At 66.8% G+C, this 22449-nt stretch carries 20 protein-coding genes and 7 tRNA genes; 18 read left to right on the top strand and 9 right to left on the bottom strand.

Translation table 11 applies throughout. From position 1 onward, the window contains the following. The first annotated feature begins 32 nt into the window (after window positions 1-32). The 8 genes from WI26_RS09805 (at window position 33) to WI26_RS09770 (ending at window position 1670) form a co-directional block, all read left to right on the top strand. A tRNA-Ala gene (locus WI26_RS09805) sits at window positions 33-108 on the top strand. Window positions 109-245: 137 nt separating this feature from the next. Beyond that, a tRNA-Glu gene (locus tag WI26_RS09800) sits at window positions 246-321 on the top strand. An 83-nt stretch (window positions 322-404) separates the two neighbouring features. Then, window positions 405-481: transfer RNA gene (locus WI26_RS09795), tRNA-Asp, on the top strand. 63 nt (window positions 482-544) lie between these two features. Continuing rightward, window positions 545-620, top strand: a tRNA-Glu gene (locus tag WI26_RS09790). 83 nt (window positions 621-703) lie between these two features. Beyond that, window positions 704-780: transfer RNA gene (locus tag WI26_RS09785), tRNA-Asp, on the top strand. A 65-nt stretch (window positions 781-845) separates the two neighbouring features. Continuing rightward, window positions 846-921, top strand: a tRNA-Glu gene (locus tag WI26_RS09780). A gap of 73 nt (window positions 922-994) precedes the next feature. Continuing rightward, window positions 995-1071: transfer RNA gene (locus WI26_RS09775), tRNA-Asp, on the top strand. Between the two features lie 134 nt (window positions 1072-1205). Beyond that, entirely contained in the window at window positions 1206-1670 is a 465-nt protein-coding gene (locus WI26_RS09770) for a GNAT family N-acetyltransferase (protein WP_059464227.1), read from the top strand. Window positions 1671-1707: 37 nt separating this feature from the next. Here the strand turns inward: WI26_RS09770 and WI26_RS09765 are convergent, their stop codons facing one another. Next, a complete protein-coding gene (locus WI26_RS09765; RefSeq protein ID WP_069225841.1) occupies window positions 1708-2586 on the bottom strand; it encodes an AraC family transcriptional regulator in 879 nt (292 codons plus the stop codon). Window positions 2587-2891: 305 nt separating this feature from the next. On the opposite strand from WI26_RS09765, the gene WI26_RS09760 reads away from it, so the two are divergent. Beyond that, window positions 2892-3305 (top strand): gamma-glutamylcyclotransferase family protein, encoded by a 414-nt coding sequence (locus WI26_RS09760; protein ID WP_059464229.1) that lies wholly within the window; start codon window positions 2892-2894, stop codon window positions 3303-3305. A 110-nt stretch (window positions 3306-3415) separates the two neighbouring features. On the opposite strand, the gene aceB is transcribed toward WI26_RS09760, so the two are convergent. Both aceB and WI26_RS09750 read right to left on the bottom strand, forming a co-directional pair. Further along, complete coding sequence (gene aceB / locus WI26_RS09755; protein ID WP_069226394.1) at window positions 3416-5008, bottom strand: malate synthase A; 1593 nt, start codon at window positions 5006-5008, stop codon at window positions 3416-3418. A gap of 67 nt (window positions 5009-5075) precedes the next feature. Next, window positions 5076-5837, bottom strand: coding sequence for a haloacid dehalogenase type II (locus WI26_RS09750; RefSeq protein WP_059510888.1), 762 nt, complete (start codon window positions 5835-5837; stop codon window positions 5076-5078). Between the two features lie 153 nt (window positions 5838-5990). On the opposite strand from WI26_RS09750, the gene WI26_RS09745 reads away from it, so the two are divergent. Continuing rightward, window positions 5991-6896 carry a LysR family transcriptional regulator gene (locus tag WI26_RS09745; protein ID WP_059464231.1) on the top strand — a complete coding sequence of 302 codons (906 nt, stop codon included), beginning with the start codon at window positions 5991-5993 and terminating at the stop codon, window positions 6894-6896. Window positions 6897-7055: 159 nt separating this feature from the next. After that, window positions 7056-7490 (top strand): universal stress protein, encoded by a 435-nt coding sequence (locus WI26_RS09740; protein WP_059464423.1) that lies wholly within the window; start codon window positions 7056-7058, stop codon window positions 7488-7490. Between the two features lie 220 nt (window positions 7491-7710). Here WI26_RS09740 and aceA read toward each other — a convergent pair whose 3' ends face one another. The 3 genes from aceA to WI26_RS09725 form a co-directional block, all read right to left on the bottom strand. Beyond that, entirely contained in the window at window positions 7711-9018 is a 1308-nt protein-coding gene (gene aceA / locus WI26_RS09735) for an isocitrate lyase (protein WP_069225840.1), read from the bottom strand. Window positions 9019-9397: 379 nt separating this feature from the next. After that, window positions 9398-10936 (bottom strand): DEAD/DEAH box helicase, encoded by a 1539-nt coding sequence (locus WI26_RS09730; RefSeq protein ID WP_059464233.1) that lies wholly within the window; start codon window positions 10934-10936, stop codon window positions 9398-9400. Window positions 10937-11294: 358 nt separating this feature from the next. Beyond that, window positions 11295-11564, bottom strand: a complete 270-nt coding sequence (locus WI26_RS09725) for an acyl-CoA-binding protein (protein WP_059464234.1) — start codon at window positions 11562-11564, stop codon at window positions 11295-11297. A 147-nt stretch (window positions 11565-11711) separates the two neighbouring features. Here WI26_RS09725 and tsaB point away from each other — a divergent pair, with 147 nt between their 5' ends. The 4 genes from tsaB to WI26_RS09705 are packed head-to-tail and all read left to right on the top strand — an operon-like array spanning window position 11712 to window position 14965. After that, complete coding sequence (gene tsaB, locus WI26_RS09720) at window positions 11712-12479, top strand: tRNA (adenosine(37)-N6)-threonylcarbamoyltransferase complex dimerization subunit type 1 TsaB (protein ID WP_069225839.1); 768 nt, start codon at window positions 11712-11714, stop codon at window positions 12477-12479. Next, window positions 12476-12976, top strand: coding sequence for a ribosomal protein S18-alanine N-acetyltransferase (rimI, locus tag WI26_RS09715; RefSeq protein WP_059464236.1), 501 nt, complete (start codon window positions 12476-12478; stop codon window positions 12974-12976). The genes tsaB and rimI overlap by 4 nt, the downstream gene beginning before the upstream one ends. Next, entirely contained in the window at window positions 12963-14009 is a 1047-nt protein-coding gene (locus WI26_RS09710) for a uracil-DNA glycosylase (protein WP_069226393.1), read from the top strand. The genes rimI and WI26_RS09710 overlap by 14 nt, the downstream gene beginning before the upstream one ends. Then, a complete protein-coding gene (locus tag WI26_RS09705; protein ID WP_069225838.1) occupies window positions 14006-14965 on the top strand; it encodes a DUF1853 family protein in 960 nt (319 codons plus the stop codon). The genes WI26_RS09710 and WI26_RS09705 overlap by 4 nt, the downstream gene beginning before the upstream one ends. An 18-nt stretch (window positions 14966-14983) precedes the next feature. Here the strand turns inward: WI26_RS09705 and thiD are convergent, their stop codons facing one another. Beyond that, entirely contained in the window at window positions 14984-15793 is an 810-nt protein-coding gene (gene thiD, locus WI26_RS09700; RefSeq protein WP_059464238.1) for a bifunctional hydroxymethylpyrimidine kinase/phosphomethylpyrimidine kinase, read from the bottom strand. A gap of 58 nt (window positions 15794-15851) precedes the next feature. After that, on the bottom strand, window positions 15852-17159 hold the full coding sequence (gene lplT / locus WI26_RS09695) for a lysophospholipid transporter LplT (RefSeq protein WP_059464239.1): 1308 nt from the start codon (window positions 17157-17159) through the stop codon (window positions 15852-15854). Window positions 17160-17377: 218 nt separating this feature from the next. Here lplT and alr point away from each other — a divergent pair, with 218 nt between their 5' ends. The 3 genes from alr to WI26_RS09680 all read left to right on the top strand — a co-directional run bounded on the left by alr (window position 17378) and on the right by WI26_RS09680 (window position 20252). Next, window positions 17378-18448, top strand: a complete 1071-nt coding sequence (gene alr / locus WI26_RS09690) for an alanine racemase (protein ID WP_069225837.1) — start codon at window positions 17378-17380, stop codon at window positions 18446-18448. An 11-nt stretch (window positions 18449-18459) separates the two neighbouring features. Beyond that, window positions 18460-19836, top strand: a complete 1377-nt coding sequence (radA, locus tag WI26_RS09685) for a DNA repair protein RadA (protein ID WP_059464241.1) — start codon at window positions 18460-18462, stop codon at window positions 19834-19836. 149 nt (window positions 19837-19985) lie between these two features. Further along, on the top strand, window positions 19986-20252 hold the full coding sequence (locus WI26_RS09680) for a DUF2866 domain-containing protein (RefSeq protein WP_059464242.1): 267 nt from the start codon (window positions 19986-19988) through the stop codon (window positions 20250-20252). Window positions 20253-20444: 192 nt separating this feature from the next. Here WI26_RS09680 and WI26_RS09675 read toward each other — a convergent pair whose 3' ends face one another. Then, window positions 20445-22376 (bottom strand): ATP-binding cassette domain-containing protein, encoded by a 1932-nt coding sequence (locus WI26_RS09675; RefSeq protein ID WP_069225836.1) that lies wholly within the window; start codon window positions 22374-22376, stop codon window positions 20445-20447. Window positions 22377-22449 lie beyond the last annotated feature (73 nt).

Below are 22449 nucleotides of genomic sequence, written 5' to 3'. Positions count from 1 at the left end.
TCGGTCCATATAATCTCACTTCTGTTCTGCAAGGGGGTATAGCTCAGCTGGGAGAGCGCTTGCATGGCATGCAAGAGGTCAGCGGTTCGATCCCGCTTACCTCCACCATCAGAGCAGAATGGATTGATTTGCGAAGCAGTGGTAGTAATAAATGCTTCACAAAATGATTTAAAGCAGTTAGAATTTCGGCCTTCGCTGTTGACGATGAGTGAATAGCGAAAGTCAGACAGATCTGAAAAGATCATGTCCCCTTCGTCTAGAGGCCTAGGACATCACCCTTTCACGGTGAGTACAGGGGTTCGAATCCCCTAGGGGACGCCAGATTCAGCGGCGTTTCGTAGTAGAAATGTTGCGAGGCTTGCAGGAACGTAACCGACGTCCTGCAGGTAACGGTGCAGAAAGTTGGAGCGGTAGTTCAGTCGGTTAGAATACCGGCCTGTCACGCCGGGGGTCGCGGGTTCGAGTCCCGTCCGCTCCGCCAGAACGAAGCCCGTTCAAGACGTTTTTGAGCGGGCTTTTGCATTAAAGATGTAAGCAGTACGTTGTCCCCTTCGTCTAGAGGCCTAGGACATCACCCTTTCACGGTGAGTACAGGGGTTCGAATCCCCTAGGGGACGCCAGATTCAGCGGCGTTTCGTAGTAGAAATGTTGCGAGGCTTGCAGGAACGTAACCGACGTCCTGCAGGTAACGGTGCAGAAAGCTGGAGCGGTAGTTCAGTTGGTTAGAATACCGGCCTGTCACGCCGGGGGTCGCGGGTTCGAGCCCCGTCCGCTCCGCCAGAACGAAGCCCGTTCAAATGAACGTTTTGAACGGGCTTTTGCATTAAAGATGTAAGCAGTACGTTGTCCCCTTCGTCTAGAGGCCTAGGACATCACCCTTTCACGGTGAGTACAGGGGTTCGAATCCCCTAGGGGACGCCAGATTTCGGCGTCGTTCGAACAAACGATGCGCCGGCAGGAAGTAACCGACGCCTGCCAGGCAAGAAGCAAGACTGGAGCGGTAGTTCAGTCGGTTAGAATACCGGCCTGTCACGCCGGGGGTCGCGGGTTCGAGTCCCGTCCGCTCCGCCAGAAAATGAAAAAGCCCGCCTCGTGCGGGCTTTTTCATTTGCATCGAAGATCCGCGGGGCGCTACGAGAAATTCGCGATTGCATCGGCCCGCGACTGCGCTATCGTGGCGGGATGCGTACTTGACCCCCCGCGCGATGCTCGATCCGACCGACCTGCGATTGCTTTATCAGCTCCGGCCAGCGGAGCCCGGCGATTTTCCGTTTGCCGAGGCGCTCACGCACGGCAACATGGGCGGCTATTACAAGCGCCATGGGCTCGTCTGGCGCAGCGACCTGTTCTATGCGAGCTGGCGCGAATCCGAAAACTTCATCCTGGAAGCCGACGGCGAACGGATCGGCGTGCTGCGCGTGACCGAGGAGGGCGACTCGCTGCACATCCGCGACGTGCAGATCGCAGCCGGTCATCGCGGGCAGGGTGCTGGCACCTACATGCTCGACATGTCGCACCGCTGGGCGCGCGCGCGGGGGCTGCGCGAACTGCAGTTGCGCGTGTTCGTCGACAATCCGGCCGCACGGCTCTATCAGCGCATGGGGTACCGCGTCACCGGGCCAAGGCTGGCGCAACTCGGCTCGATCCGCCACATGGTGCGCGCGGTCTGACCGTGTAACGGCAAGGCCAAACACAACACGGCGGCGATCAGCAGGCCGTGCCAATCGCATCGTTGTCGGGGATCTCGTCGGTGCCGATGCTGTCTTCCGCGCCGCGATGCTCGTAGCCGCGCAGCATGAACGCGCGCGGGCTTTCGCCGAACGCGCGCCGGAACATCGCCGAAAACGCGCTCTGGCTCTGATAGCCGAGTTCGCGTGCGATGTGCGATAGCGGACGTCCCTGGTTCAACAACGGAATCGCGCGCGCGAGCAGCGCCTGCTGGCGCCACTGCGAAAAACTCACGCCCAGTTCCTGCTTGAACAGCCGCGAAATCGTGCGCGTGCTCGCGCCGACCTCGCTCGCCCAGTGTTCGAGCGATTCCGCGTGGGCGGGCTGAGCGAGCACCGACTCGCACAGCATGCGCAGCCGTTTTTCGTCGGGCATCGGCACCGCGAGCGGCAGTGGTTCGGCGCGGCTCAGTTCGTCGAGCACGAGCCCGCCCAGCAGCCGTTCGCGCTCGCCGCTCAGGTCGCGCGCGTCGAGTGCGACGATCAGTTCGCGCAGCAAGCCAGTCACCTCGACGACCCGGCATGCGTCGAGCCCGTCCGGCACGACCGACTCATCGATATACAGCGTGCGCAAGTACGCTTCCTCGACGATCACGACCTCGTGCGTGACGTGCGGCGGCACCCAGATCGCCCGCGAAGGCGGCACCATCCAGGTTGTCCCGGTCGTCGCGACGCGCAGCACGCCGCGCGACGCATACGCAAGTTGCGCCCACGCGTGCGTGTGCAGCGGGATCCGGCGGCCGGCACCGACCTGCCGCGCCCGGACGCGCATCGGATGAACGCGGGTTGGCGCGAACTCGGGCGGGATGTCGATGACGTCGTAGGGATTCGATGCGTCGGCTTGGACAGGCGGATTCATGGACGATTCGGTCGGCGCGGCGGCGATGCCGTTATTTTAGAAGGCGCCGCGCAGGCGCATGCGGCGGTTTTTCGGCCGATAATGCACCGTTCAAATGAACTTTGTATGCGACCGCACGCGTTCGGGCCGGCGCAAGCCGGGTTCGGGCGAGCGCGCCGCGTCGTGCCGAACAGAACCATCGGGCCGCCGACGCGGTCTATCAAGGCGGGCGCGTCCTCGCGCGAGCGGCGCCCCGACAACGCCGGCGCCCGCGGCGCGGCCGCGAGGCCCGGCACGGCAACACCTGAAAGAAGAGGAGAACCACAATGCGCTACGTATTCGTCTACGGCACGTTGAGAGCGGGAGAAGCCAACGACATCGGCCATGCGGCCGCGCGGCACGGTGTCGCCGCGCCGACGCTGCTCGGTGCGGCCGCGCTGCCGGGCGAACTATACGATTTCGGCACGTATCCGGGCATGGTCGCCGCGCCGGCCGGCCAGTCGCTCGTATGGGGCGACGTCTACGAGATCGACGAGCAACTGGTGCCCGTGCTCGACGAGATCGAGCGCATCTATCCGGGCGTCGACACGCTCTTCCGGCAGGAGCCGGTGACCGTCGAACTCGGCGGCCGTACCTATGCGTGCGTCTACTACCCGGTGGCCGCGCATGCGGTAGCCGACCGTCCGCGCATTGCGTCGGGCGACTGGGTTCAGCACCGGCGCGAACGGGAAGCCGCCTGAGCGCCGCGCGGCGAACGGCTGCATGGCAAACGAAAAAGCGCCCCGCGGGGCGCTTTTTTCATGCCGCCGTGTCGTGCGAGCGGCGGCAGTTTCGGGCGAGCCCGTCCGCGTCAGATTTCCTCGTACAGCGGCAGCGTCAGGAATTCGGTGAAGCCTTCCGACGTCGACATCTGTTCGAAGATCGCCGCGGCGCGCTCGTACGGCTGCGTGTTGCCACCGACCGAGCGCTTCACGTTCTCGAGCTCCGCCTTCGCGAACTCGCGAACAAGCTCGGCGGTGACCTTGCGGCCGTCGTCGAGCACGCCCTTCGGCGAGCGGATCCACTGCCACACCTGCGAGCGGGAGATCTCGGCGGTCGCCGCGTCTTCCATCAGGTTGTGGATCGGCACGCAGCCGTTGCCGTCGAGCCAGGCGCCGAGATAATGGATGCCCACGTTGATGTTGTTGCGCAGGCCGGCTTCGGTGATCGGCGCTTCGGGCTGGAAGTCGAGCAGATTCCGGCCTTCGATCTGGACGTCGTCGCGCTGCTTCGCGATCTGGTTCGGCTTGTCGCCGAGCACCTTGACGAATTCTTCCATCGCGATCGGCACGAGGCCCGGGTGCGCAACCCAGCCGCCGTCGTATCCGTCGGTCGCATCGCGCTGCTTGTCCGAACGCACGCCGCCCATCGCCTTCTCGTTCGCTTCCGGATCGTTCTTGATCGGAATCAGTGCGCTCATCCCGCCGATCGCCGGCGCATTGCGCTTGTGACAGGTCTTCAGCAGCAGCAGCGCGTACGCCCGCATGAACGGCACCGTCATCGTGATCTTCGAGCGGTCGGCCAGGCAGAAGTCGCGGTCGTTCTTGAACTTCTTGATCGCCGAGAAGATGTAGTCCCAGCGGCCGGCGTTCAGGCCGGAGCTGTGCTCGCGCAGTTCGTACAGGATCTCGTCCATCTCGAACGCCGCGAGGATCGTCTCGATCAGCACCGTCGCGCGGATCGTGCCGCGCGGCACGCCGACTGCCTCCTGTGCAGCGACGAAGATGTCGTTCCACAGGCGCGCCTCGAGATGGCTTTCCATCTTCGGCAGGTAGAAGTACGGGCCGGAGCCGCGTGCGATCAGTTCCTTCGCGTTGTGGAACAGGAACAGCGCGAAATCGAAGATGCCGCCGGACACGCGCTGGCCGTCGACCGTCACGTGCTTCTCGTCGAGGTGCCAGCCGCGCGGACGCACGATCAGCGTCGCGACCTTGTCGTTCAGCCGGTACGACTTGCCGTTCTGCTCGAGCGAGATCGTGCGGCGCACGGCGTCCTTGAGGTTGATCTGGCCGTCGATCTGGTTCGTCCAGCTCGGCGCGTTCGAGTCCTCGAAGTCCGTCATGTACGAATCGGCGCCCGAGTTCAGCGCGTTGATGATCATCTTGCGCTCGACGGGGCCGGTGATCTCGACACGGCGGCATTGCAGGTCGGCCGGCAGCGGCGCGACCTTCCAGTCGCCTTCGCGGATCGCCTTCGTATCGGCCAGGAAATCGGGGCGTTCGCCGACGTCGAGGCGCTTGGTGCGCTCGACGCGGGCCTGCAGCAGCGCCTGGCGGCGCGGCTCGAACGCGCGGTGCAGCGCCGCGACGAGCGCGAGCGCTTCAGGTGTCAGGATCGCTTCGTAACCCGGCTTGATTTCGCCGGTGATCGCCATGCCCTGCGGCAGCGTGATCGGGGTGCTCATGAGTCTCATCTCCTTGGTCGGTCAGTTGCGGTTTCGGTGAAGGGGGAAGGCGGCAGCGCCGCGAACGTCATGCGCCCGGGCCGGGGCGCGCGCGGTTCGCGGGTCTGCCGGACGGAGCCGGGGTGGCGAGGAATGCGAGCAGGTCGGCCATGCCGCTGCCGGTGCCGTCGGGCGGCACGCCGAGCTCCTCGGCGGGCGCGCCCGTGCGGTTGAGCCAGAAGGTCGTGTAGCCGAACCACGCGGCGCCCGCGACGTCCCAGGCGTTCGACGACACGAACACGATGTCGCGCGGGTTCGCGCCGAACGCGGCGGTGCCCAGTGCGTACACGGCCGGGCTCGGCTTGTATGCGCGCACCGCATCGGCCGACAGCACGCGATCGAACAGGCCGGTCATGCCGGCGCTCTTGATCGCGATGTCGAGCATCTCCGGGTTGCCGTTCGACAGAATCGCGAGCGGCGGGCGCGGTTCGAGCGCGCGCAGCTTGCGCAGTGCGGGCACCGTGTCGGGATAGGTGGACAGGCACGCGTATTCGTCCATCAGCCGCTTCTCGGCCGCGCTGTTCAGCGCGACTCCGAGCTGGCGCGCGGCGAACCGCAGCGCGTCGAGCGTGATGTCGCGGAACGGGCGATAGCGGGCGCCGGACGGATCGGCGAGCGTGCGCAGCTGCGAGTATTCGATTTGCTTGCGTCGCCACAGCTGCGACAACCGTTCCCCTTGGCCGGGGAACATCTGCTCTGCCGCAGCCACGACCGCATGCACGTCGAACAACGTGCCGAATGCGTCGAAGAGGATTGCGTCGGGAGAGGAGAGTGTCGTTGTGGCCGACATAGCCTTGCGCTCCAGTTTCAGAGGTCGGGTCGATTCTATTCGTGATAACAGGTACCAAAAAAGATGCTAATCATCACTTGATCTTTTACTTTCATATACATAATCTTGACCGCTCAAGCTATCCGAAGGGCGGGAGCGCCACGCTGGCGAGTCATGGACCGGTTCAAACAGATCGAAACGTTCGCCGCGGTCGCGGCAAAGGGCAGCCTGTCGGCCGCCGCGCACGCGGAGGGCGTCGCGCCGGCGATCATCGGCCGCCGTCTCGACGCGCTCGAGGAGCGGCTCGGCGTCAAGCTGCTGGTGCGCACGACGCGCAAGCTCACGCTGACCTTCGAGGGTTCGGCGTTCCTCGAGGATTGCCAGCGGATCATCAACGACATGCAGAACGCCGAGGCGAGCGTGTCCGCCGGTGGCGTGAAGGCGAGCGGCCACTTGCGCATTTCCGCGCCGGCCGGTTTCGGCCGACGCCACGTCGCACCGCTGGTGCCCGAATTCAGCGGCGCGCATCCGGACGTGTCGGTCACGCTCGACCTGTCCGACCGGATGGTCGATCTCGTCAACGAAGGGTTCGATTGCGCGGTGCGGCTCGGCGAGTTGCCCGATTCGTCGCTGGTGTCGCTGAAGCTCGGCGAGAACCGGCGCGTGTGCGTCGCGTCCCCCGCGTATCTCGCGCGGCGCGGCACGCCGGCCACGCTCGCCGAACTCGCGCGTCACAACTGCCTTGCGCTTGCCGCGAACGCGAACCAGCAGCGCGGCTGGGCGTTCCAGGAGGACGACAAGGTCGTGTCGATCCGCGTGAACGGCACGATGGAATGCTCGGACGGCGCGGTGCTGCACGAGTGGTGTCTCGCCGGACATGGGCTGGCATGGCGCTCGTGGTGGGAGGTCGGCGACGACATCGCGGCCGGGCGCCTCGTGAGCGTGCTCGATGCGTTCGCGGCGCCACCGATCGGCATCCACGCTGTATTTCCGCAGCGTCGCCACTTGCCGCTGCGCGTGCGCCTGTTTCTCGATTACCTGAAACATACGTACGAGCGGCCGGGGTATTGGGGCGAGTAGGGCGCGCCCGTCCGCGCGTTTCCGATATGAGGGCGAACCCGCTGCCGGCGCCGGTCGCCCGGTTTCGCGCACTACAATCGAAACTGGCATGCGCGACGCGCCGAGGCCGGCCCGCATGGGTTCGCGGCGCACGCGGTGCAACTGACGCAGGAGGGCGCGATGTTCCGGCACATCCTCGTTCCAACCGACGGTTCCGAGCTGTCGCAGAAGGCGATCGACGGCGCGATCGACCTGGCGCGCGCGGTCGGCGCGCAGGTCACGGCCTATGCGTGCCTGCCGCAGTATCCGTACTCGCCGTTCTCCGAAGTGATCATCGAGCCGCCCGCCGATTTCCGGGCGCGCAGCGAGCGCGAGGCGCGCGCGCACCTGGACGACGTGCAGGCGGCCGCGAAGGCGGCCGGCGTCGCCTGCGACACCTGGACCAGCGTGCATCCGTCTCCGTACCTCGGCATCATCGAGGCGGCCGAACGCGGCGGTTGCGACGTGATCTTCATGGCGTCGCACGGACGCCGCGGGCTCGGCAGTCTGCTGATCGGCAGCGAAACGCAGCGCGTGCTGACCCATACGAAAATTCCGGTGATCGTCTATCGATAGACGCGGCGCCGTGTATGGCCGCGCGGGCGGCGACACGGCAGCGCCGCTGAAAAAAGGCGCGCCGGACGAAGCCGGCGCGCATCGTTGCTGGCGGCCTCAGGCCGCGCGGCGGGTCGCACGTGTCACCGCGCGCCTGCCGTCTCCTCCCTGATTGTTGTTCCGTGCGGCCGATGCCGCGCCGTCGCGTGACGGGCGGGCATCGGCGTGACGCTTTCGCGCGTTATGCGACCTTCTTGCCGTCGAAGAACTGTTCGTCTTCGGTCGAGCCGTGCAGCGCGGTCGTCGACGCTTCGCGCTCGACCGTCTGCGTGACCGCGTCGAAGTAGCCGGTGCCGACTTCGCGCTGATGCTTGACCGCCGTGAAGCCCTTGTCCGCCGCGGCGAACTCGGCCTGCTGCAGTTCGACGAACGCGCTCATCTGCGTGCGCGCATAGCCGTGCGCGAGATTGAACATCGAGTAGTTCAGCGCGTGGAAGCCGGCCAGCGTGATGAACTGGAATTTGTAGCCCATCGCGCCGAGTTCCTTCTGGAACTTCGCGATCGTCGCGTCGTCGAGGTTTTTCTTCCAGTTGAACGACGGCGAGCAGTTGTACGCCAGCATCTTGCCCGGGAACTGCTTGTGGATCGCTTCCGCGAATTTCTTCGCGTACTCGAGATCCGGCTTGCCCGTTTCGCACCAGACGAGATCGGCGTACGGCGCATACGCGAGGCCGCGCGAGATCGCCTGCCCGATGCCCGGCTTCGTGCGGAAGAAGCCTTCGACCGTGCGCTCGCCCGTCAGGAACGGTTTGTCGTTGTCGTCGATGTCGGATGTGATCAGGTCCGCGGCTTCCGCGTCGGTGCGCGCGACGAGCACCGTCGGCGTGCCCATCACGTCGGCTGCGAGACGCGCCGCCGAGAGCTTCGCGACCGCTTCGCGCGTCGGCACGAGCACCTTGCCGCCCATGTGGCCGCACTTCTTCACCGACGCGAGTTGGTCCTCGAAGTGGACGCCCGATGCACCTGCCTCGATCATCGCCTTCATCAGTTCGAACGCGTTCAGCACGCCGCCGAAGCCGGCTTCCGCATCCGCAACGATCGGCGCGAAGAAGTCGACGTAGCCTTCGTCTCCCGGGTTCTTGCCTTCGGACCACTGGATCTGGTCGGCGCGTGTCAGCGTGTTGTTGATGCGCTTGACGACGAGCGGCACCGAATTCGCCGGGTACAGCGACTGGTCCGGGTACATTTCGCCCGCGACGTTCGCATCGCCGGCCACCTGCCAGCCGGACAAGTAGATCGCCTTCAGGCCGGCCTTCACCTGCTGCATCGCCTGGTTGCCGGTCAGTGCGCCGAGTGCGTTGACGAACGGCTCTTCATTGATGAGGTTCCACAATTTTTCCGCGCCGCGCTTGGCCAGCGTGTGCGCGACGGCGATCGAGCCGCGCAGGCGAACGACGTCCTCGGCCGTATAGCTGCGCTTGATGCCCTTCCAGCGCGGATCGGTTTCCCATTGCTTCTGCAGTTCCTGTGCCTGTTGCTGTCGCGACATGATGAGCTCCTTGATGCGGTGTGTTGCCAGATCGGTCGAATCGAACGGTGCGGATGCTGTTCTCGAAACGGGGGCAGGGTGCGTGCCGTTTCGGGAGGTCTTGTATAAGAGTCTAGGCAAACCCACGGGAGCGAAACAGAGGTTATCTCAGGAAGGGCAAAACTTTTTTATTTTTATTAATCAATGACATGCGATTTGTATTTCGCAATAAGAAATGGTTTTTCCTATCTCGCAATTGCGAAGTTGTGCCGCGCAGCATGATTTTTTACGACGCAAAAAAATTTTCCATATCGTGAAATTTGGTGCGGGACGAAAAAAAACCGGCGCGGGTGCGCCGGTCTGCCGGATGAGCGGGGCGGCACAGGCCGCCCGGGCGTGCTTACGACGCCGAATTGCTGCGACGCGGGCCGCTGCTGCGCTGGCCATCGCGACGCGGGCCGCCGTCACGGCTGCCGCCCGGCTTGCCGCTCCAGCCGCCGCCGTTGCCGCCGCCGTAGCTGCGGCCGTTGCCGCCATGACCGCCGCCCGGCTTGCCGCCGAAACGGCGACCGCCGTTGCCGCCGCCCGGACGGCCGCGGCCGCCCATGCCGCGATCGTTGCGCGGGGGAGCCTTGCGCGGCTCGAAGCCTTCGATCACGTTGACCGGCAGCGGCGAGCGCACGAAGCGTTCGATGCGCTTGAGCGCGCCCTGTTCGGCGTGATGCACGAGGCTCACCGCGGTGCCCGAACGGCCGGCACGGCCCGTACGGCCGATACGGTGCACGTAGTCTTCCGCGAACTTCGGCAGGTCGTAGTTGAACACGTGCGTGATGCCCGGGATGTCGATGCCGCGGGCCGCGACGTCGGTCGCGACCAGCACGCGCACGCGGCGCTCGCGCAGCGCACGGATGGTGCGGTTGCGCGCGCCCTGCGGCAGGTCGCCGTGCAGTGCGGCCGACTGGAAGCCGGCGTCGGCAAGACGCCCGGCGAGCTGGTCGGCGTCGATCTTGGTCGCCGTGAAGATGATCGCCTGGTCGAGCGCGTCGTCGCGCAGCAGGTGATCGAGCAGGCGATCCTTGTGATCGCGGTCGTCGACGTAGTGCACGGTCTGCGCGATGTTCGCGCGCGACTCGATCTTCGCCGTGATCTCGATGCGCTCCGGATCCTTCAGCAGGCGGCTGGTCAGCGAACCGATCTTGCCGTCGAGCGTGGCCGAGAACAGCATCGTCTGGCGCGACTCGGGCGTCGCGGCGACGATCGTCTCGATGTCTTCGATGAAACCCATGTCCAGCATGCGGTCGGCTTCGTCGAGGACGAGCATCTTCAGCTCGGACAGGTCGATGCGGCCGCGCTCGAGGTGGTCGAGCAGACGGCCCGGCGTGGCGACCAGGATCTCGGGGTTCTTCGCGAGCAGCATCAATTGCTGGCCGTAGGCGACGCCGCCGAGGATGCTGACGGTGCGCAGGCGCTTCAGGTGCTTGCCGTAGGTCGACGCGGCCGTGGTGACCTGCATCGCGAGTTCGCGGGTCGGCGTCAGCACGAGCAGACCCGGGCGGGCGACGGGTTGCGGGCGGCGCGCACGGCGGTCGCCCTGGTTCGGTTCGCGCGGCGCGCGCGGTTGCTGCGCCTGCGCCTTTTGAAGCTGCGCGAAACGTTCGATCGCGGGCAGCATGAATGCGGCCGTCTTGCCCGAACCGGTCGGGCTCGAAACCAGCAGATCCCGACCGGCGATGCCGGCCGGGATCGCGCGCTGCTGGACCGGCGTCGGCTTGGCGTAGCCGGCGGCCTGCAGCGCGGAGACGATCTCCGGCGACAGCCCGAGCGACGCGAAAGTCGGCTCGTCCGACGCCGGTTCGACCACGGCCGGTGCGGCGGCGTCGAGACCGAGCGCCTGGTCGGCGATCGCGTTGAGCGGGCTGGTGTTGTTGCTCGAAGTCATAACAATCCTTGAAACACAGTGGGTGAAACGTCGGCGCCAATCGCGCATACCCAAGTCGTCGGATTCAGCGAGCAAATCGGGAAACGGGTGCAATCCGCCGACCATTCGGCGGATGAGGCATTAGAAGCTGTTTTGGGTGCGGCGCGCTTCTGGAGCGGGGCCGCCAGCCTGATAAGTGACGACCGCGAGGGTCGAAGCAGGAGGGGACAGGTTCTAAACCGGATTGGAGCTTAACGCTACGAGGCGTCGGGCCGGAACGGCTTGCGAGCCGAGCGCGGAGGTGACGCAGGCGGCATTATAAGGAATTTTGCTGCGCTGCGCCACTGATTTGATTGCCAATTGCGTCGGGCGGCGCAGGTCAGGATGCCGTGCCGTTCTTCAGCGATTCGACGAGCTCGATGTATTGCTGCTTCGCCGCGTCCTGCGACGTGCCTTTCAGCGCTTCCCACGCGTCGTACTTGTACTTGCCGACGATGTCGGTGAAGCCGGGCTTGTCGCCGTGCGCGTCGCCGTCTGTCGCCTGCTTGAAGAGCGCGTACAGGCGCAGCAGCGTCAGGTTGCCCGGTCGCTCGGTCAGTTGCTTGACGTCGACCTGGGCCTGGTCGAATTGGGCGGTGAGTTCGCTCATCGTGTGTCTCCGTAAGGGTTTCAGGTCGGGCGATCTTAACAAGCGCCGCGCCGCGCGGGGTCGAGCGATCCTTCCAAACCGCCGGCCGCGCGGCGCGCGCATCGCGATCGAGCCCGATCGCCCGTGGGAGCGGGGCGCCGCATTACAATGTCGGCCATGACGCAAACAGTGCTCCTCGCCATCGATACGTCGACCGAATACTGCTCGGTCGCGCTGCTGCGCTCGGCTCCGGCCGATGACGCCGTTTCCACCCCGCAAACCTGGGTCCGCCACGAGCTGACGGGCGCCGTGTCGAGCACGCGCGTGCTGCCGGCCATCCAGGAACTCTTCGCCGAATCGGGCCTCACGTTCGCCGACTGCGACGCGATCGCGTTCGGCGCGGGCCCCGGCTCGTTCACCGGGCTGCGCACCGCGACCGGTATTACCCAGGGTCTCGCGTTCGGGCGCGGGCTGCCGGTCGTGCCGGTCAGCACGCTGCTCGCGTGCGCCGAGCATGCGCGGCTGCGCGCACCTGGCACGACGCGCGTGCTGGCCGCGCTTGATGCGCGGATGGACGAAGCGTACTGGGCCGATTTCGCGTGGGACGACCACGCGGGCGACTGGCGCACACTGCATCCTGCGTCGCTCGATGCGCCGGGTGCCGTCGGCGTGCCCGACGCGCCGTTCACGCTCGCGGGCAACGCGGCGGCCGCATTCGGCACGCAGCTTCCGGCCGCGGCCGCCGCGGCCGTGATCGACGGCGACGCGCTGCCGCATGCGCTGGCGGTCGCGCATGCCGCGCTGCGGGCATTCCGCGCCGGCCGTACGGTGCCGGCCGACCAGGCTGCACCGGAGTACGTGCGCGACAAGGTCGCGCAAACCACCGCGGAGCGCATCGCGGCCCGCGCCGCGCAGACGGGCGGAGCGAAAGGATGACAGGCGTATTGTTGAGCGATCGCTATCTGGCGCCGATGACGGATACCGATCTCGACGAAGTCGTCGCGATCGAGCAGGTCGCGTACGAATTCCCGTGGAGCCGCGGCAATTTCGAGGATTCGCTGCGCAACGGCTATTTCGGCGTGTGCCTGCGGCACGTGACGGGCGCGCTCGTCGGCTATTGCGTGCTGATGCCGGTGATCGACGAGATGCACCTGCTGAACCTGTGCGTCGCTCCGGCCGCCCAGCAGTCGGGCGCGGGCCTCGCACTGCTGCGCGAAGCGGTGCGGATCTCGCGCGCCGAACGGCTGGACGGCGTGCTGCTCGAGGTGCGGCCGTCGAATCCGCGCGCGATCCATCTGTACGAGCGCTTCGGCTTCGTGACGATCGGCCGGCGCAAGAACTACTATCCGGCGCGGCATCGCAGCCGGGAGGACGCGATCGTGATGCGTCTGACGCTGAACAAGGATGAAGGGGACGCGCATGGCGTTGGCTGAAGCAGCGCTCGAGGAAATGGGGCTCGCGCAAATGTGGGTGCGGCGCGGGCAGCGTGCGCAAGGTGACGAAGCGGGCGCGGCCCCGGCGGCGGCCTCCGGCGCGGAGGGCGACGTCCCTGTCGTTGCGACCGCAACCGCCGCGGCAACGCCCGAGCCGGTCGCGGAGCAGCGTCGCGACACGCAGCCGCCTGCGACGCGCGCTTTCTTGCATGACGACAAGCCGTCGGCCGGTGCAGCCGAGCACGATGCGGCACCGGCGGGTGAAGTCGCATCGGCCACGCGTGTCGCGAGCGATGGCGACCGCGCGTCCACCACGCCTGCGCCGGCCACGGCCGCAGACGACATCCCGCCCGTCACCGAAGACGATTTCGCCTGGTTCGACGCGGCGCCGCCCGGCGATCCGCTGCCGACGGCCGAATCGCGTCCCGCCGCAACCCCGGTGGCGATGCTCGACTGGGATGCGCTGGCCGCACGCGTCGCCGGCTGTACGAGCTGCCGCCTGTGCGAGAAGCGCACCAATACCGTATTCGGTGTCGGCGATCGCGAAGCGGACTGGATGCTGATCGGCGAAGCGCCGGGCGAGAACGAGGACAAGCAGGGCGAGCCGTTCGTCGGCCAGGCCGGCAAGCTGCTCGACAACATGCTGCAGTCGCTCGCGCTCAAGCGCGGCGACAACGTCTACATCGCGAACGTGATCAAGTGCCGCCCGCCGGGCAACCGCAATCCGGAACCGGACGAGGTCGCGCGCTGCGAGCCTTACCTCCAGCGCCAGGTCGCGCTCGTGAAGCCGAGGCTGATCGTCGCGCTCGGCCGCTTCGCCGCGCAGACGCTGCTGAAGACGGACGCGAGCATTGCGTCGCTGCGCGGCCGCGTGCACACGTACGAAGGCGTGCCGGTCATCGTCACCTATCACCCTGCGTACCTGCTGCGCAGCCTGCAGGACAAGTCGAAGGCGTGGGCCGATCTGTGCCTGGCGCGCGATACGTTCCAGCGGGCGGAGGGTGCCGACGCGAACGGGCCGGCCGGACAATGACGCGCGGCGCGGCGTTCGCGTTCGTCGATACGCTGCACGATGCCGCGGTTCGCGATCTGGGCTGGCTCCTCGCGAGCCCGAGCCTGCTCACCGCGGCCCCCGGCGCGCCGCTCGCGCATCCGTGGTCCGACGCGATCGAGCGGGTGGCCGTCGAAGCGTGGCTCGTCGCGCTCGACGCCGCGCCGCAGCCGCTGCACCGCGCGCTCGACGGGCTGCGGCCCGTGCGACTCGGCCGCTATGCCGAATGCCTGCTCGAGTATTTCCTCACGCACGGGCCGTCGCTGCGGCTCGTCGCCGCCAACCTGCCGCTGCGCAGCAACGGCAAGACGCTCGGTGAAGTCGATTTCCTCGTCGATGCGCCGGGCGGGCAGCGCCTGCACTGGGAGCTCGCGGTGAAGTGCTATCTATGCGCGCCGGTGGACGGCGACGCATCGCTCGCGGATTTCGTCGGCCCGAATCTTGTCGACCGTCTCGACCGCAAGCGCAGCCGGTTGCTCGAGCATCAATTGCGGCTGAGCGATCGCCACGGGTTCGCGTTGCTCGGGTACGGCGCGCCGTCCGATGCGCAGATGTTCATCAAGGGCTGGCTGTTCTATCCGCACGGTGTGCCGCTGGCGCCGGTGGCCGCGGAAATCGCGGCCGATCATCCTCGAGGGTTCTGGCTCACGCATGCGCAGTGGCCGGCCTGGGCGGCCGCGCAGCCCGACGGCGCGGCGTGGAACGTGCTGCCACGGCTGGCGTGGCTCGCGCCACGGCGGGTGGAGGCCGACGCCGCGCCGGAACCGCTGGCGCGGTCGCTCGAGCTGCCGTCCGTATTGACGGCGCGCCAGGCGCCTGCGTTGATCGCCGTGTATCGACAGGGCGGCGATCGCGTATGGCGGGAGACGGCGCGCGGCTTCATCGTCCCGGACGACTGGCCGGCGCGTGCGCGCGCGTTTGCCGCGCAGGACCACTGACGCCGCGTCAGCCGGCGCTTACCACCAGCGATGGAAGTGATGGACGGGCCCGACGCCGTGGCCGACGTCGAGCTGGCCGCTCGCGGCGATCGCGCCGCTCAGATAGGCCTTCGCTTCGCGTACCGCGCACGCGAGATCGGGCTGCTGCGGCAGCAGCGCGGCAATCGCCGACGACAGCGTGCAGCCGGTGCCGTGCGTGTTGCTGACCGGCACGCGCGCGCCGTCGAACCGCACCGTGTGCGCTGCATCGACGAGCCAGTCGGGGCTCGCGGCCGCGTCGGGCAGGTGGCCGCCCTTCATCAGCACGGCGTGCGCACCGGTCTTCAACAGCGCCCGACCTTGCCGAACCATCTCGTCTTCGGTCGTCGCGGGCGTATCGCCGAGCAGGGCGGCCGCTTCGGGCAGGTTCGGCGTGACGACGGTCGCAAGAGGCAGCAGCGCGTCGCGCAACGCGTCGACGGCATCGGGCGCGAGCAGCGCGTGCGAGCTCTTTGAGATCATCACCGTGTCGAGCACGACGAAGCGCGGCGCATGGCGCCGCAACGCGTCGGCCACCGCGTGCACGATCGCCGCGTTCGCGAGCATGCCGATCTTGACCGCGTCGATACGGATGTCGTCGAAAACCGCATCGAGCTGCGCGGTCACGAACGCGGCGTCCGGCGCGTGCACGCCGGTTACGCCGCGCGTGTTCTGCGCGGTCAGCGCGGTGATCACGCTCGCGCCGTACGCACCAAGCGCGGAGAACGTCTTGAGGTCGGCCTGGATGCCCGCGCCACCGCCCGAGTCGGAGCCGGCGATCGTCAGGACGTTGGGTATCGGGTGCGTCATGATGGCAAGGCGCCGGTTCGAAGACCGACGCCGACGGACGAAAACGGGAAGTGTAGCGTCAGTGCCGCGATTCGCCGATCAGCGCGACCGAGTCGAACTGACGCTGGTTCGCCTGATGGCGGCGCATCACCAGCCACATCGTCAGGCAGACGAACGTGCCGAACAGCACGATCACGACGCCGACCGGCACGTCGAGCCAGACCAGCACCGCATACAGGCACAGCATCACGAGCACCGACAGGTTCTCGTTGAAATTCTGCACCGCGATCGAGTGGCCGGCCGACAGCAACACGTGGCCGCGATGCTGCAGCAGTGCGTTCATCGGAACCACGAAGTAGCCGGACAGCGCGCCGACGCAGATCAGGAAGAGGTACGCGACGATCAGGTACGCCGGCAGGCGCAGGTGGCCGAAGTGCACGGCCCAGTGCGACGGGAGCAGGTCGCGCGTGTAGAACGCCATCAGCATGACCGCGATGCCCATGACGATGCCGACGGGCAGCACGGTGAGTGACTTCTTCAGTGGGATCCGCGCGGCGGCGGCGATCGCGCCGCCCGCGACACCGACCGCGACCACGGCCTGCAGGATCGCGCCTTCGGACAGCGACATGTTCAGCGAGACTTCGGCCCACTTCAGCACGATGAATTGCAGCGTCGCGCCCGCACCCCAGAACAGCGTCGTGACCGCGAGCGAGATCTGGCCGAGCTTGTCGCGCCAGAGCACCATGAAGCAGTCGGCGAAGTCGGTGAGGAGCTTGACCGGGCCGCGCTCCTGCTTCGGGTAGCGCGCGCCCGTATCGGGGATCCGCAGGTTGAAGATGGCGGCGACCACGTAGATCGCCATGATGATCACCATCGCCGCTTCGGCAGGCGTGGCAATCCAGGCCGGGGTGTGCGAGATCACGTGCGACGCGATGTGCGGGCTGATCAGTGCGCCGCCGAGCACGGTGCCGAGGATGATCGAGCTGACGGTCGTGCCTTCGATCCAGCCGTTCGCGGCGACGAGCCTGTCGGCCGGCAGCAGCTCGGTCAGAATGCCGTATTTCGCAGGCGAGTAGGCCGCGGCGCCGAATCCGACGATCCCGTACGCGATCAGCGGATGGGCGCCGAACAGCATGATCAGGCAGCCGATCACCTTGATCGAGTTGGTGATGAACATCACGCGACCCTTCGGGCGCGAGTCGGCGAACGCACCGACATACGCCGCCAGCACCACGTAGGACAACACGAAGAACAGCTTGAGCAGCGGTGTCATCCAGTTGGGGGCGTGGAGGTCTTTCAGCAGGGCGATGGCGGCGATGAGAAGCGCATTGTCGGCCAGCGACGAGAAAAACTGCGCGGCCATGATGGTGTAAAAACCTTTTTTCATCTGATGCGATGCTTTCGTCGCTGCGGCAGGGCCGCGTAGGCCGCCTGGTATGCGATCGGCTTATTCCGTTCGAAATGGGTTGTGCGCACGGCTTTATAACACGAAAATACGGCAATTCGGACTAGCAAGATTCCCCGATCGTTCCGCAAATTGTCGGCTTCGGTGCTCAAAAGGCGCGGTAAGCTGATGATTCGCAAGCGTCTTTACGTAAATTTCCCATGCCGCGCCCGATCTCCGCCACCATCCATACCGCCGCTCTCGCGAACAATCTCTCCGTCGTCCGCCGATTTGCCGGCCCGTCCAAGGTCTGGGCGGTCGTCAAGGCCAACGCATACGGCCACGGTCTCGCGCGCGTGTTTCCCGGCCTGCGCGGCACCGACGGCTTCGGCCTGCTCGACCTCGACGAGGCCGTGAAGCTGCGCGAGCTCGGCTGGGCCGGCCCGATCCTGCTGCTCGAAGGGTTCTTCCGCTCGACCGACATCGACGTGATCGACCGCTACAGCCTGACGACCACCGTCCACAACGACGAGCAGATGCGGATGCTGGAGACGGCGCGGTTGTCCAAGCCCGTCAACGTGCAGCTCAAGATGAACAGCGGGATGAACCGGCTCGGCTACGTGCCGGAGAAATACCGCGCCGCGTGGGAGCGCGCCCGTGCGTGCCCCGGCATCGGCCAGATCACGTTGATGACCCATTTTTCGGATGCCGACAACGAGCGCGGCGTGGCCGAGCAGCTGGCGACGTTCGAGCGCGGTGCGGAAAACATCGCCGGTGCGCGCAGTCTCGCGAATTCGGCGGCCGTCCTGTGGCATCCGGATACGCATTTCGACTGGGTGCGGCCCGGGATCGTGCTGTACGGCGCATCGCCGTCGGGGCTGTCGGCCGACATCGCCGACACCGGCCTGAAGCCCGCGATGACGCTCGCGTCCGAGCTGATCGCCGTGCAGACGATCGCGAAGGGGCAGGCGATCGGCTACGGCTCGACGTTCTCCGCGCAAGCGCCGATGCGCATTGGCGTCGTCGCGTGCGGCTATGCGGACGGCTATCCGCGCGTCGCGCCCGAAGGCACGCCGGTGATCGTCGACGGAATCCGCACGCGGATCGTCGGCCGCGTGTCGATGGACATGATTACCGTCGACCTGACGCCGTGCCCGCAGGCCGGCGTCGGCGCGCGGGTCGAGCTGTGGGGCAACGCGCTGCCGATCGACGACGTCGCGCGCCATTGCTGGACGATCGGCTATGAACTGATGTGCGCGGTTGCCGGCCGCGTACCGGTGCGCGCGGAATAAGGGCAGCACGCGTGGCCAAACAGAAAACCGTCTACGTCTGCAGCGAGTGCGGCGGACAAACCCCGAAGTGGCAGGGGCAATGCCCGTCGTGCCAGGCCTGGAACACGCTCGTCGAATCGGTCGCCGAGTCGCCTACCGCCCATCGCTTCCAGTCGCTCGCGAAGCGCGCGCCCGTGCAGCGGCTCGTCGACATCGAGGCGGCCGACGTGCCGCGCTTCTCCACCGGCATCGGCGAATTCGACCGTGTGCTGGGCGGCGGGCTGGTGCCGGGCGGCGTCGTGCTGATCGGCGGCGATCCGGGCATCGGCAAGTCGACGCTGTTGCTGCAGTCGCTCGCGGACATCGCCAGCGAGCGTCGCGCACTCTATATCAGCGGCGAGGAATCGGCCGCGCAGATCGCGTTGCGCGCGCAACGGCTCGCGCTGCTCGACGGCGGCGCGCCGGCGGCCGAGTTGAAGCTGCTCGCGGAGATCCAGCTCGAGAAGATCCAGGCCGCGATCGACGCTGAACGGCCGGACGTCGCCGTCATCGACTCGATCCAGACCGTCTATTCCGAAGCACTGACGTCGGCGCCCGGTTCGGTCGCCCAGGTGCGCGAGTGCGCGGCGCAGCTCACGCGCATCGCGAAGCAGTCCGGCACGGCGATCATCATGGTCGGGCACGTGACGAAGGAGGGCAACCTCGCCGGCCCGCGCGTGCTCGAGCACATCGTCGACACGGTGCTGTACTTCGAAGGCGACACCCATTCGTCGTTCCGGCTCGTGCGCGCGTTCAAGAACCGCTTCGGCGCGGTCAACGAACTCGGCGTGTTCGCGATGACCGAGCGCGGGCTGCGCGGTGTCGCGAACCCGTCCGCGCTGTTCCTGTCGCAGCACGAGCAGGTCGTGCCGGGTTCCTGCGTGCTCGTCACGCAGGAAGGCACGCGCCCGCTGCTCGTCGAAATCCAGGCGCTCGTCGATACGGCCCACGTGCCGAACCCGCGCCGGCTCGCGGTTGGCCTCGAACAGAACCGGCTCGCGATGCTGCTCGCGGTGCTGCATCGGCACGCGGGCATCGCGTGTTTCGATCAGGACGTGTTCCTCAACGCGGTGGGTGGCGTGAAGATCACCGAGCCGGCCGCCGACCTCGCGGTGCTGCTCGCGATTCATTCGTCGATGCGCAACAAGGCGCTGCCGAAGGGCCTGATCGTGTTCGGCGAAGTGGGGCTGGCGGGCGAGATCCGGCCGTCCCCGCGTGGCCAGGAACGGCTGCGCGAGGCGGCGAAGCTTGGTTTCACCGCGGCGCTGATCCCGAAGGCGAACGCACCGAAACAGCCGATCGAAGGGCTGAACGTGATGGCCGTCGAGCGGATCGAGCAGGCGATCGACCGCGTACGCGATCTCGAATGATCGTGCGTGGCCGGCACGCATGCATGCCGGCCGGACGCGATCCGTCACGTAATTCGCTGTAAAGAATATGTAGGCTGATGTAACCCGCCGGACATCGCATTTCCCTATCCTTTGCCGGATCGTCGAACCGCGCAATGCGAAGGGAACCTATGTTCAAACAGTATGGGGAAACGCCGGGCGCACGCAGCTACAACTTGCGCGGCTGCCGCGTGTCGGAGCCGATCGTTCAGCCGTGGGGCGGTGGATGTCGGATCGTCGAGTGGATCGACGACGAAGGGCGCTTGGCCCGCCGGGTCGTGTCGGAGGACGTGACGGAGGCGGAGGTCGTCGCGGCGATCCGCCGGCCGACCGAAGGGCGGCGCCACTTGATGGGCGACGACGAGCAGATGCCGCGCGATACGTTGCCACGGCGTTGAGCGGGCGGCGGCGCCGACGGACAGCCGATGCAAGAACCGCGAATACGACAATGACGAAGAGGCCGGGCCTGTGTGCCCGGCCTTGTCGTTTCCGGGCCGGGCGCAGCGGGGCGGGTGCGTCGGGCATTCATGCAACTCGGGGACGCCGCGCGTGGCTGTTGAAGCGATCGGCCGACGGCGCCCGGGCCGCCTTCAGCCGATCTGCTCGAGCTCTTCCTGCACCGCGAGCCAGTCCGCTTCGACCGTTTCGAGCCGGGTATTGACCTCGCCGAGCTTGCGGATCGCGTCGGTCAGTTCCGTCTTGCGCGCGGCCTCGTAGCTCGCTGGATCGGCGACGAACGCGTCGAGGCGCGCCTTCTCCGCGTGCAGCGTTTCCATTTCCCTTTCGAGTTTCGTGATGCGGTTCTGCAGCGGTTTCTTCAACTGCGACAACCGCTGGCGCTCCTCGGCCGCCTGACGTTTCTGATCCTTGCGATTGACCCCCGGATCGGCGCCCGCTGCCGCCGCGCTGTCGGCCTTCGCGGCCGCGCGCTGCTCTGCCGCATGCTGCAGCAGCCAATCGCGGTAGTCGTCGAGATCGCCGTCGAACGGCTGCAGACAATGCTTCGCGACGAGCATGAACTGGTCGGTGGTCGCGCGCAGCAGGTGGCGATCGTGCGAGACGAGGATCAGCGTGCCTTCGAACTGCGCGAGCGCCATCGTCAGCGCGTGACGCGTTTCGAGGTCGAGGTGGTTGGTCGGCTCGTCGAGCAGCAGCAGGTTCGGCTTCTGCCAGATGATCAGCGCGAGTGCGAGCCGCGCTTTTTCGCCGCCCGAGAACGGGCCGACCGGGCTCGTCGCCATGTCGCCCGAGAAATTGAAGCCGCCGAGGAAATCGCGCAGTTCCTGCTCTCGCGTATCGGGAGCGAGCCGTGCAAGATGCGCGAGCGGCGAATCGTCCTCGCGCAGCGTTTCGAGCTGGTGCTGCGCGAAATAGCCGATCGTCAGCCCCTTGCCATCGCGCACCTGGCCCGACAGCGGCGCGAGCGTGCCGGCCAGCGTCTTGATCAGCGTCGACTTGCCCTGGCCGTTCGCGCCCAGCAGGCCGATGCGCTGGCCGTTCTGGATCGACAGCGTCACGCGTTCGACGATGGGAATCTCGCCGCCGTCGTCGGCGTGGTACCCGCAGCGGACATCCTCCATCACCATCATCGGATTCGGCGCGGCGTCAGGCGTGCGGAACTCGAAGGTGAACGGCGATGCGATGTGCGCGGGCGCGATCAGCTCCATCTTCTCGAGCGCCTTCATCCGGCTTTGCGCCTGCTTGGCCTTGGTCGCCTTGGCCTTGAAGCGGTCGACGAAGCTCTGCAGGTGCTCGATCGTCTTCTGCTGCTTTTCGTATGCGCTTTGCTGCAGCGCCAGTTGTTGCGCCCGCAGCACTTCGAACTGCGAGTAATTGCCGCCGTAGCGCTTCACCTGGCGATTTTCCAGATGCAGCGTGACGTTGCAGATCGAGTCGAGGAATTCGCGGTCGTGCGAGATCACGACGAGCGTGCCGGCGTAGCGGTGCAGCCAGTCCTCGAGCCAGACGATCGCGTCGAGGTCGAGGTGGTTGGTCGGTTCGTCGAGCAGCAGCAGGTCGGAGCGGCACATCAGCGCCTGCGCGAGGTTCAGCCGCATGCGCCAGCCGCCGGAGAAGCTGGCGACCGATTCGCGCGTCTGCGCGAGCGTGAAGCCGAGGCCGAGCAGCAGCGCTTCGGCGCGCGCGGGTGCGGTATAGCCATCGGCGTCGGCGAAGGCCGCATGCGCGTCGGCCTCGGCGGCGCCGTCATGCGCGGCCGAGGCGGCCGCGATGCGCGCTTCGATCTCGCGCAGCGCGGTGTCGCCGTCGAGCGTGTAGTCGAGCGCCGAACGGTCGACGGCAGGCGTTTCCTGCGACACGTGGGCGATCCGCCACGACGGCGGCATTGCGAAATCGCCGGCGTCGGAATGCAGCTCGCCGCGCAGGACCGAGAACAGCGTCGATTTGCCGGCGCCGTTCGCGCCGATCAGGCCGGCCTTCTCGCCGGGATTGAGCACGAACGAGGCTGACTCGAACAGCGGCTTGGTGCCGCGCGCAAGGCTGAACTGATTGAAACGGATCACGGCAGGAATGACTGACCAAAACCGCTATTCTAGACTGCGCGCGCGTCGCCCCGGATATCGGCCGTTCGGCAGG

It is taken from the genome of Burkholderia diffusa (assembly GCF_001718315.1).
In the GTDB taxonomy this organism is placed as follows: Bacteria; Pseudomonadota; Gammaproteobacteria; order Burkholderiales; family Burkholderiaceae; genus Burkholderia; species Burkholderia diffusa_B.
The sequence above is the reverse complement of the archived record's forward strand: the minus strand, read 5'-3'. Positions and strand labels throughout refer to the sequence as shown.

Coding starts and splice junctions, on each gene's coding strand:
- WI26_RS09770 (WP_059464227.1), top strand. CDS start 1,206: ATGCTCGATCCGACCGACCTGCGATTGCTTTATCAGCTCCGGCCAGCG.
- WI26_RS09765 (WP_069225841.1), bottom strand. CDS start 2,586: ATGAATCCGCCTGTCCAAGCCGACGCATCGAATCCCTACGACGTCATC.
- WI26_RS09760 (WP_059464229.1), top strand. CDS start 2,892: ATGCGCTACGTATTCGTCTACGGCACGTTGAGAGCGGGAGAAGCCAAC.
- aceB (WP_069226394.1), bottom strand. CDS start 5,008: ATGAGCACCCCGATCACGCTGCCGCAGGGCATGGCGATCACCGGCGAA.
- WI26_RS09750 (WP_059510888.1), bottom strand. CDS start 5,837: ATGTCGGCCACAACGACACTCTCCTCTCCCGACGCAATCCTCTTCGAC.
- WI26_RS09745 (WP_059464231.1), top strand. CDS start 5,991: ATGGACCGGTTCAAACAGATCGAAACGTTCGCCGCGGTCGCGGCAAAG.
- WI26_RS09740 (WP_059464423.1), top strand. CDS start 7,056: ATGTTCCGGCACATCCTCGTTCCAACCGACGGTTCCGAGCTGTCGCAG.
- aceA (WP_069225840.1), bottom strand. CDS start 9,018: ATGTCGCGACAGCAACAGGCACAGGAACTGCAGAAGCAATGGGAAACC.
- WI26_RS09730 (WP_059464233.1), bottom strand. CDS start 10,936: ATGACTTCGAGCAACAACACCAGCCCGCTCAACGCGATCGCCGACCAG.
- WI26_RS09725 (WP_059464234.1), bottom strand. CDS start 11,564: ATGAGCGAACTCACCGCCCAATTCGACCAGGCCCAGGTCGACGTCAAG.
- tsaB (WP_069225839.1), top strand. CDS start 11,712: ATGTCGGCCATGACGCAAACAGTGCTCCTCGCCATCGATACGTCGACC.
- rimI (WP_059464236.1), top strand. CDS start 12,476: ATGACAGGCGTATTGTTGAGCGATCGCTATCTGGCGCCGATGACGGAT.
- WI26_RS09710 (WP_069226393.1), top strand. CDS start 12,963: ATGGCGTTGGCTGAAGCAGCGCTCGAGGAAATGGGGCTCGCGCAAATG.
- WI26_RS09705 (WP_069225838.1), top strand. CDS start 14,006: ATGACGCGCGGCGCGGCGTTCGCGTTCGTCGATACGCTGCACGATGCC.
- thiD (WP_059464238.1), bottom strand. CDS start 15,793: ATGACGCACCCGATACCCAACGTCCTGACGATCGCCGGCTCCGACTCG.
- lplT (WP_059464239.1), bottom strand. CDS start 17,159: ATGAAAAAAGGTTTTTACACCATCATGGCCGCGCAGTTTTTCTCGTCG.
- alr (WP_069225837.1), top strand. CDS start 17,378: ATGCCGCGCCCGATCTCCGCCACCATCCATACCGCCGCTCTCGCGAAC.
- WI26_RS09680 (WP_059464242.1), top strand. CDS start 19,986: ATGTTCAAACAGTATGGGGAAACGCCGGGCGCACGCAGCTACAACTTG.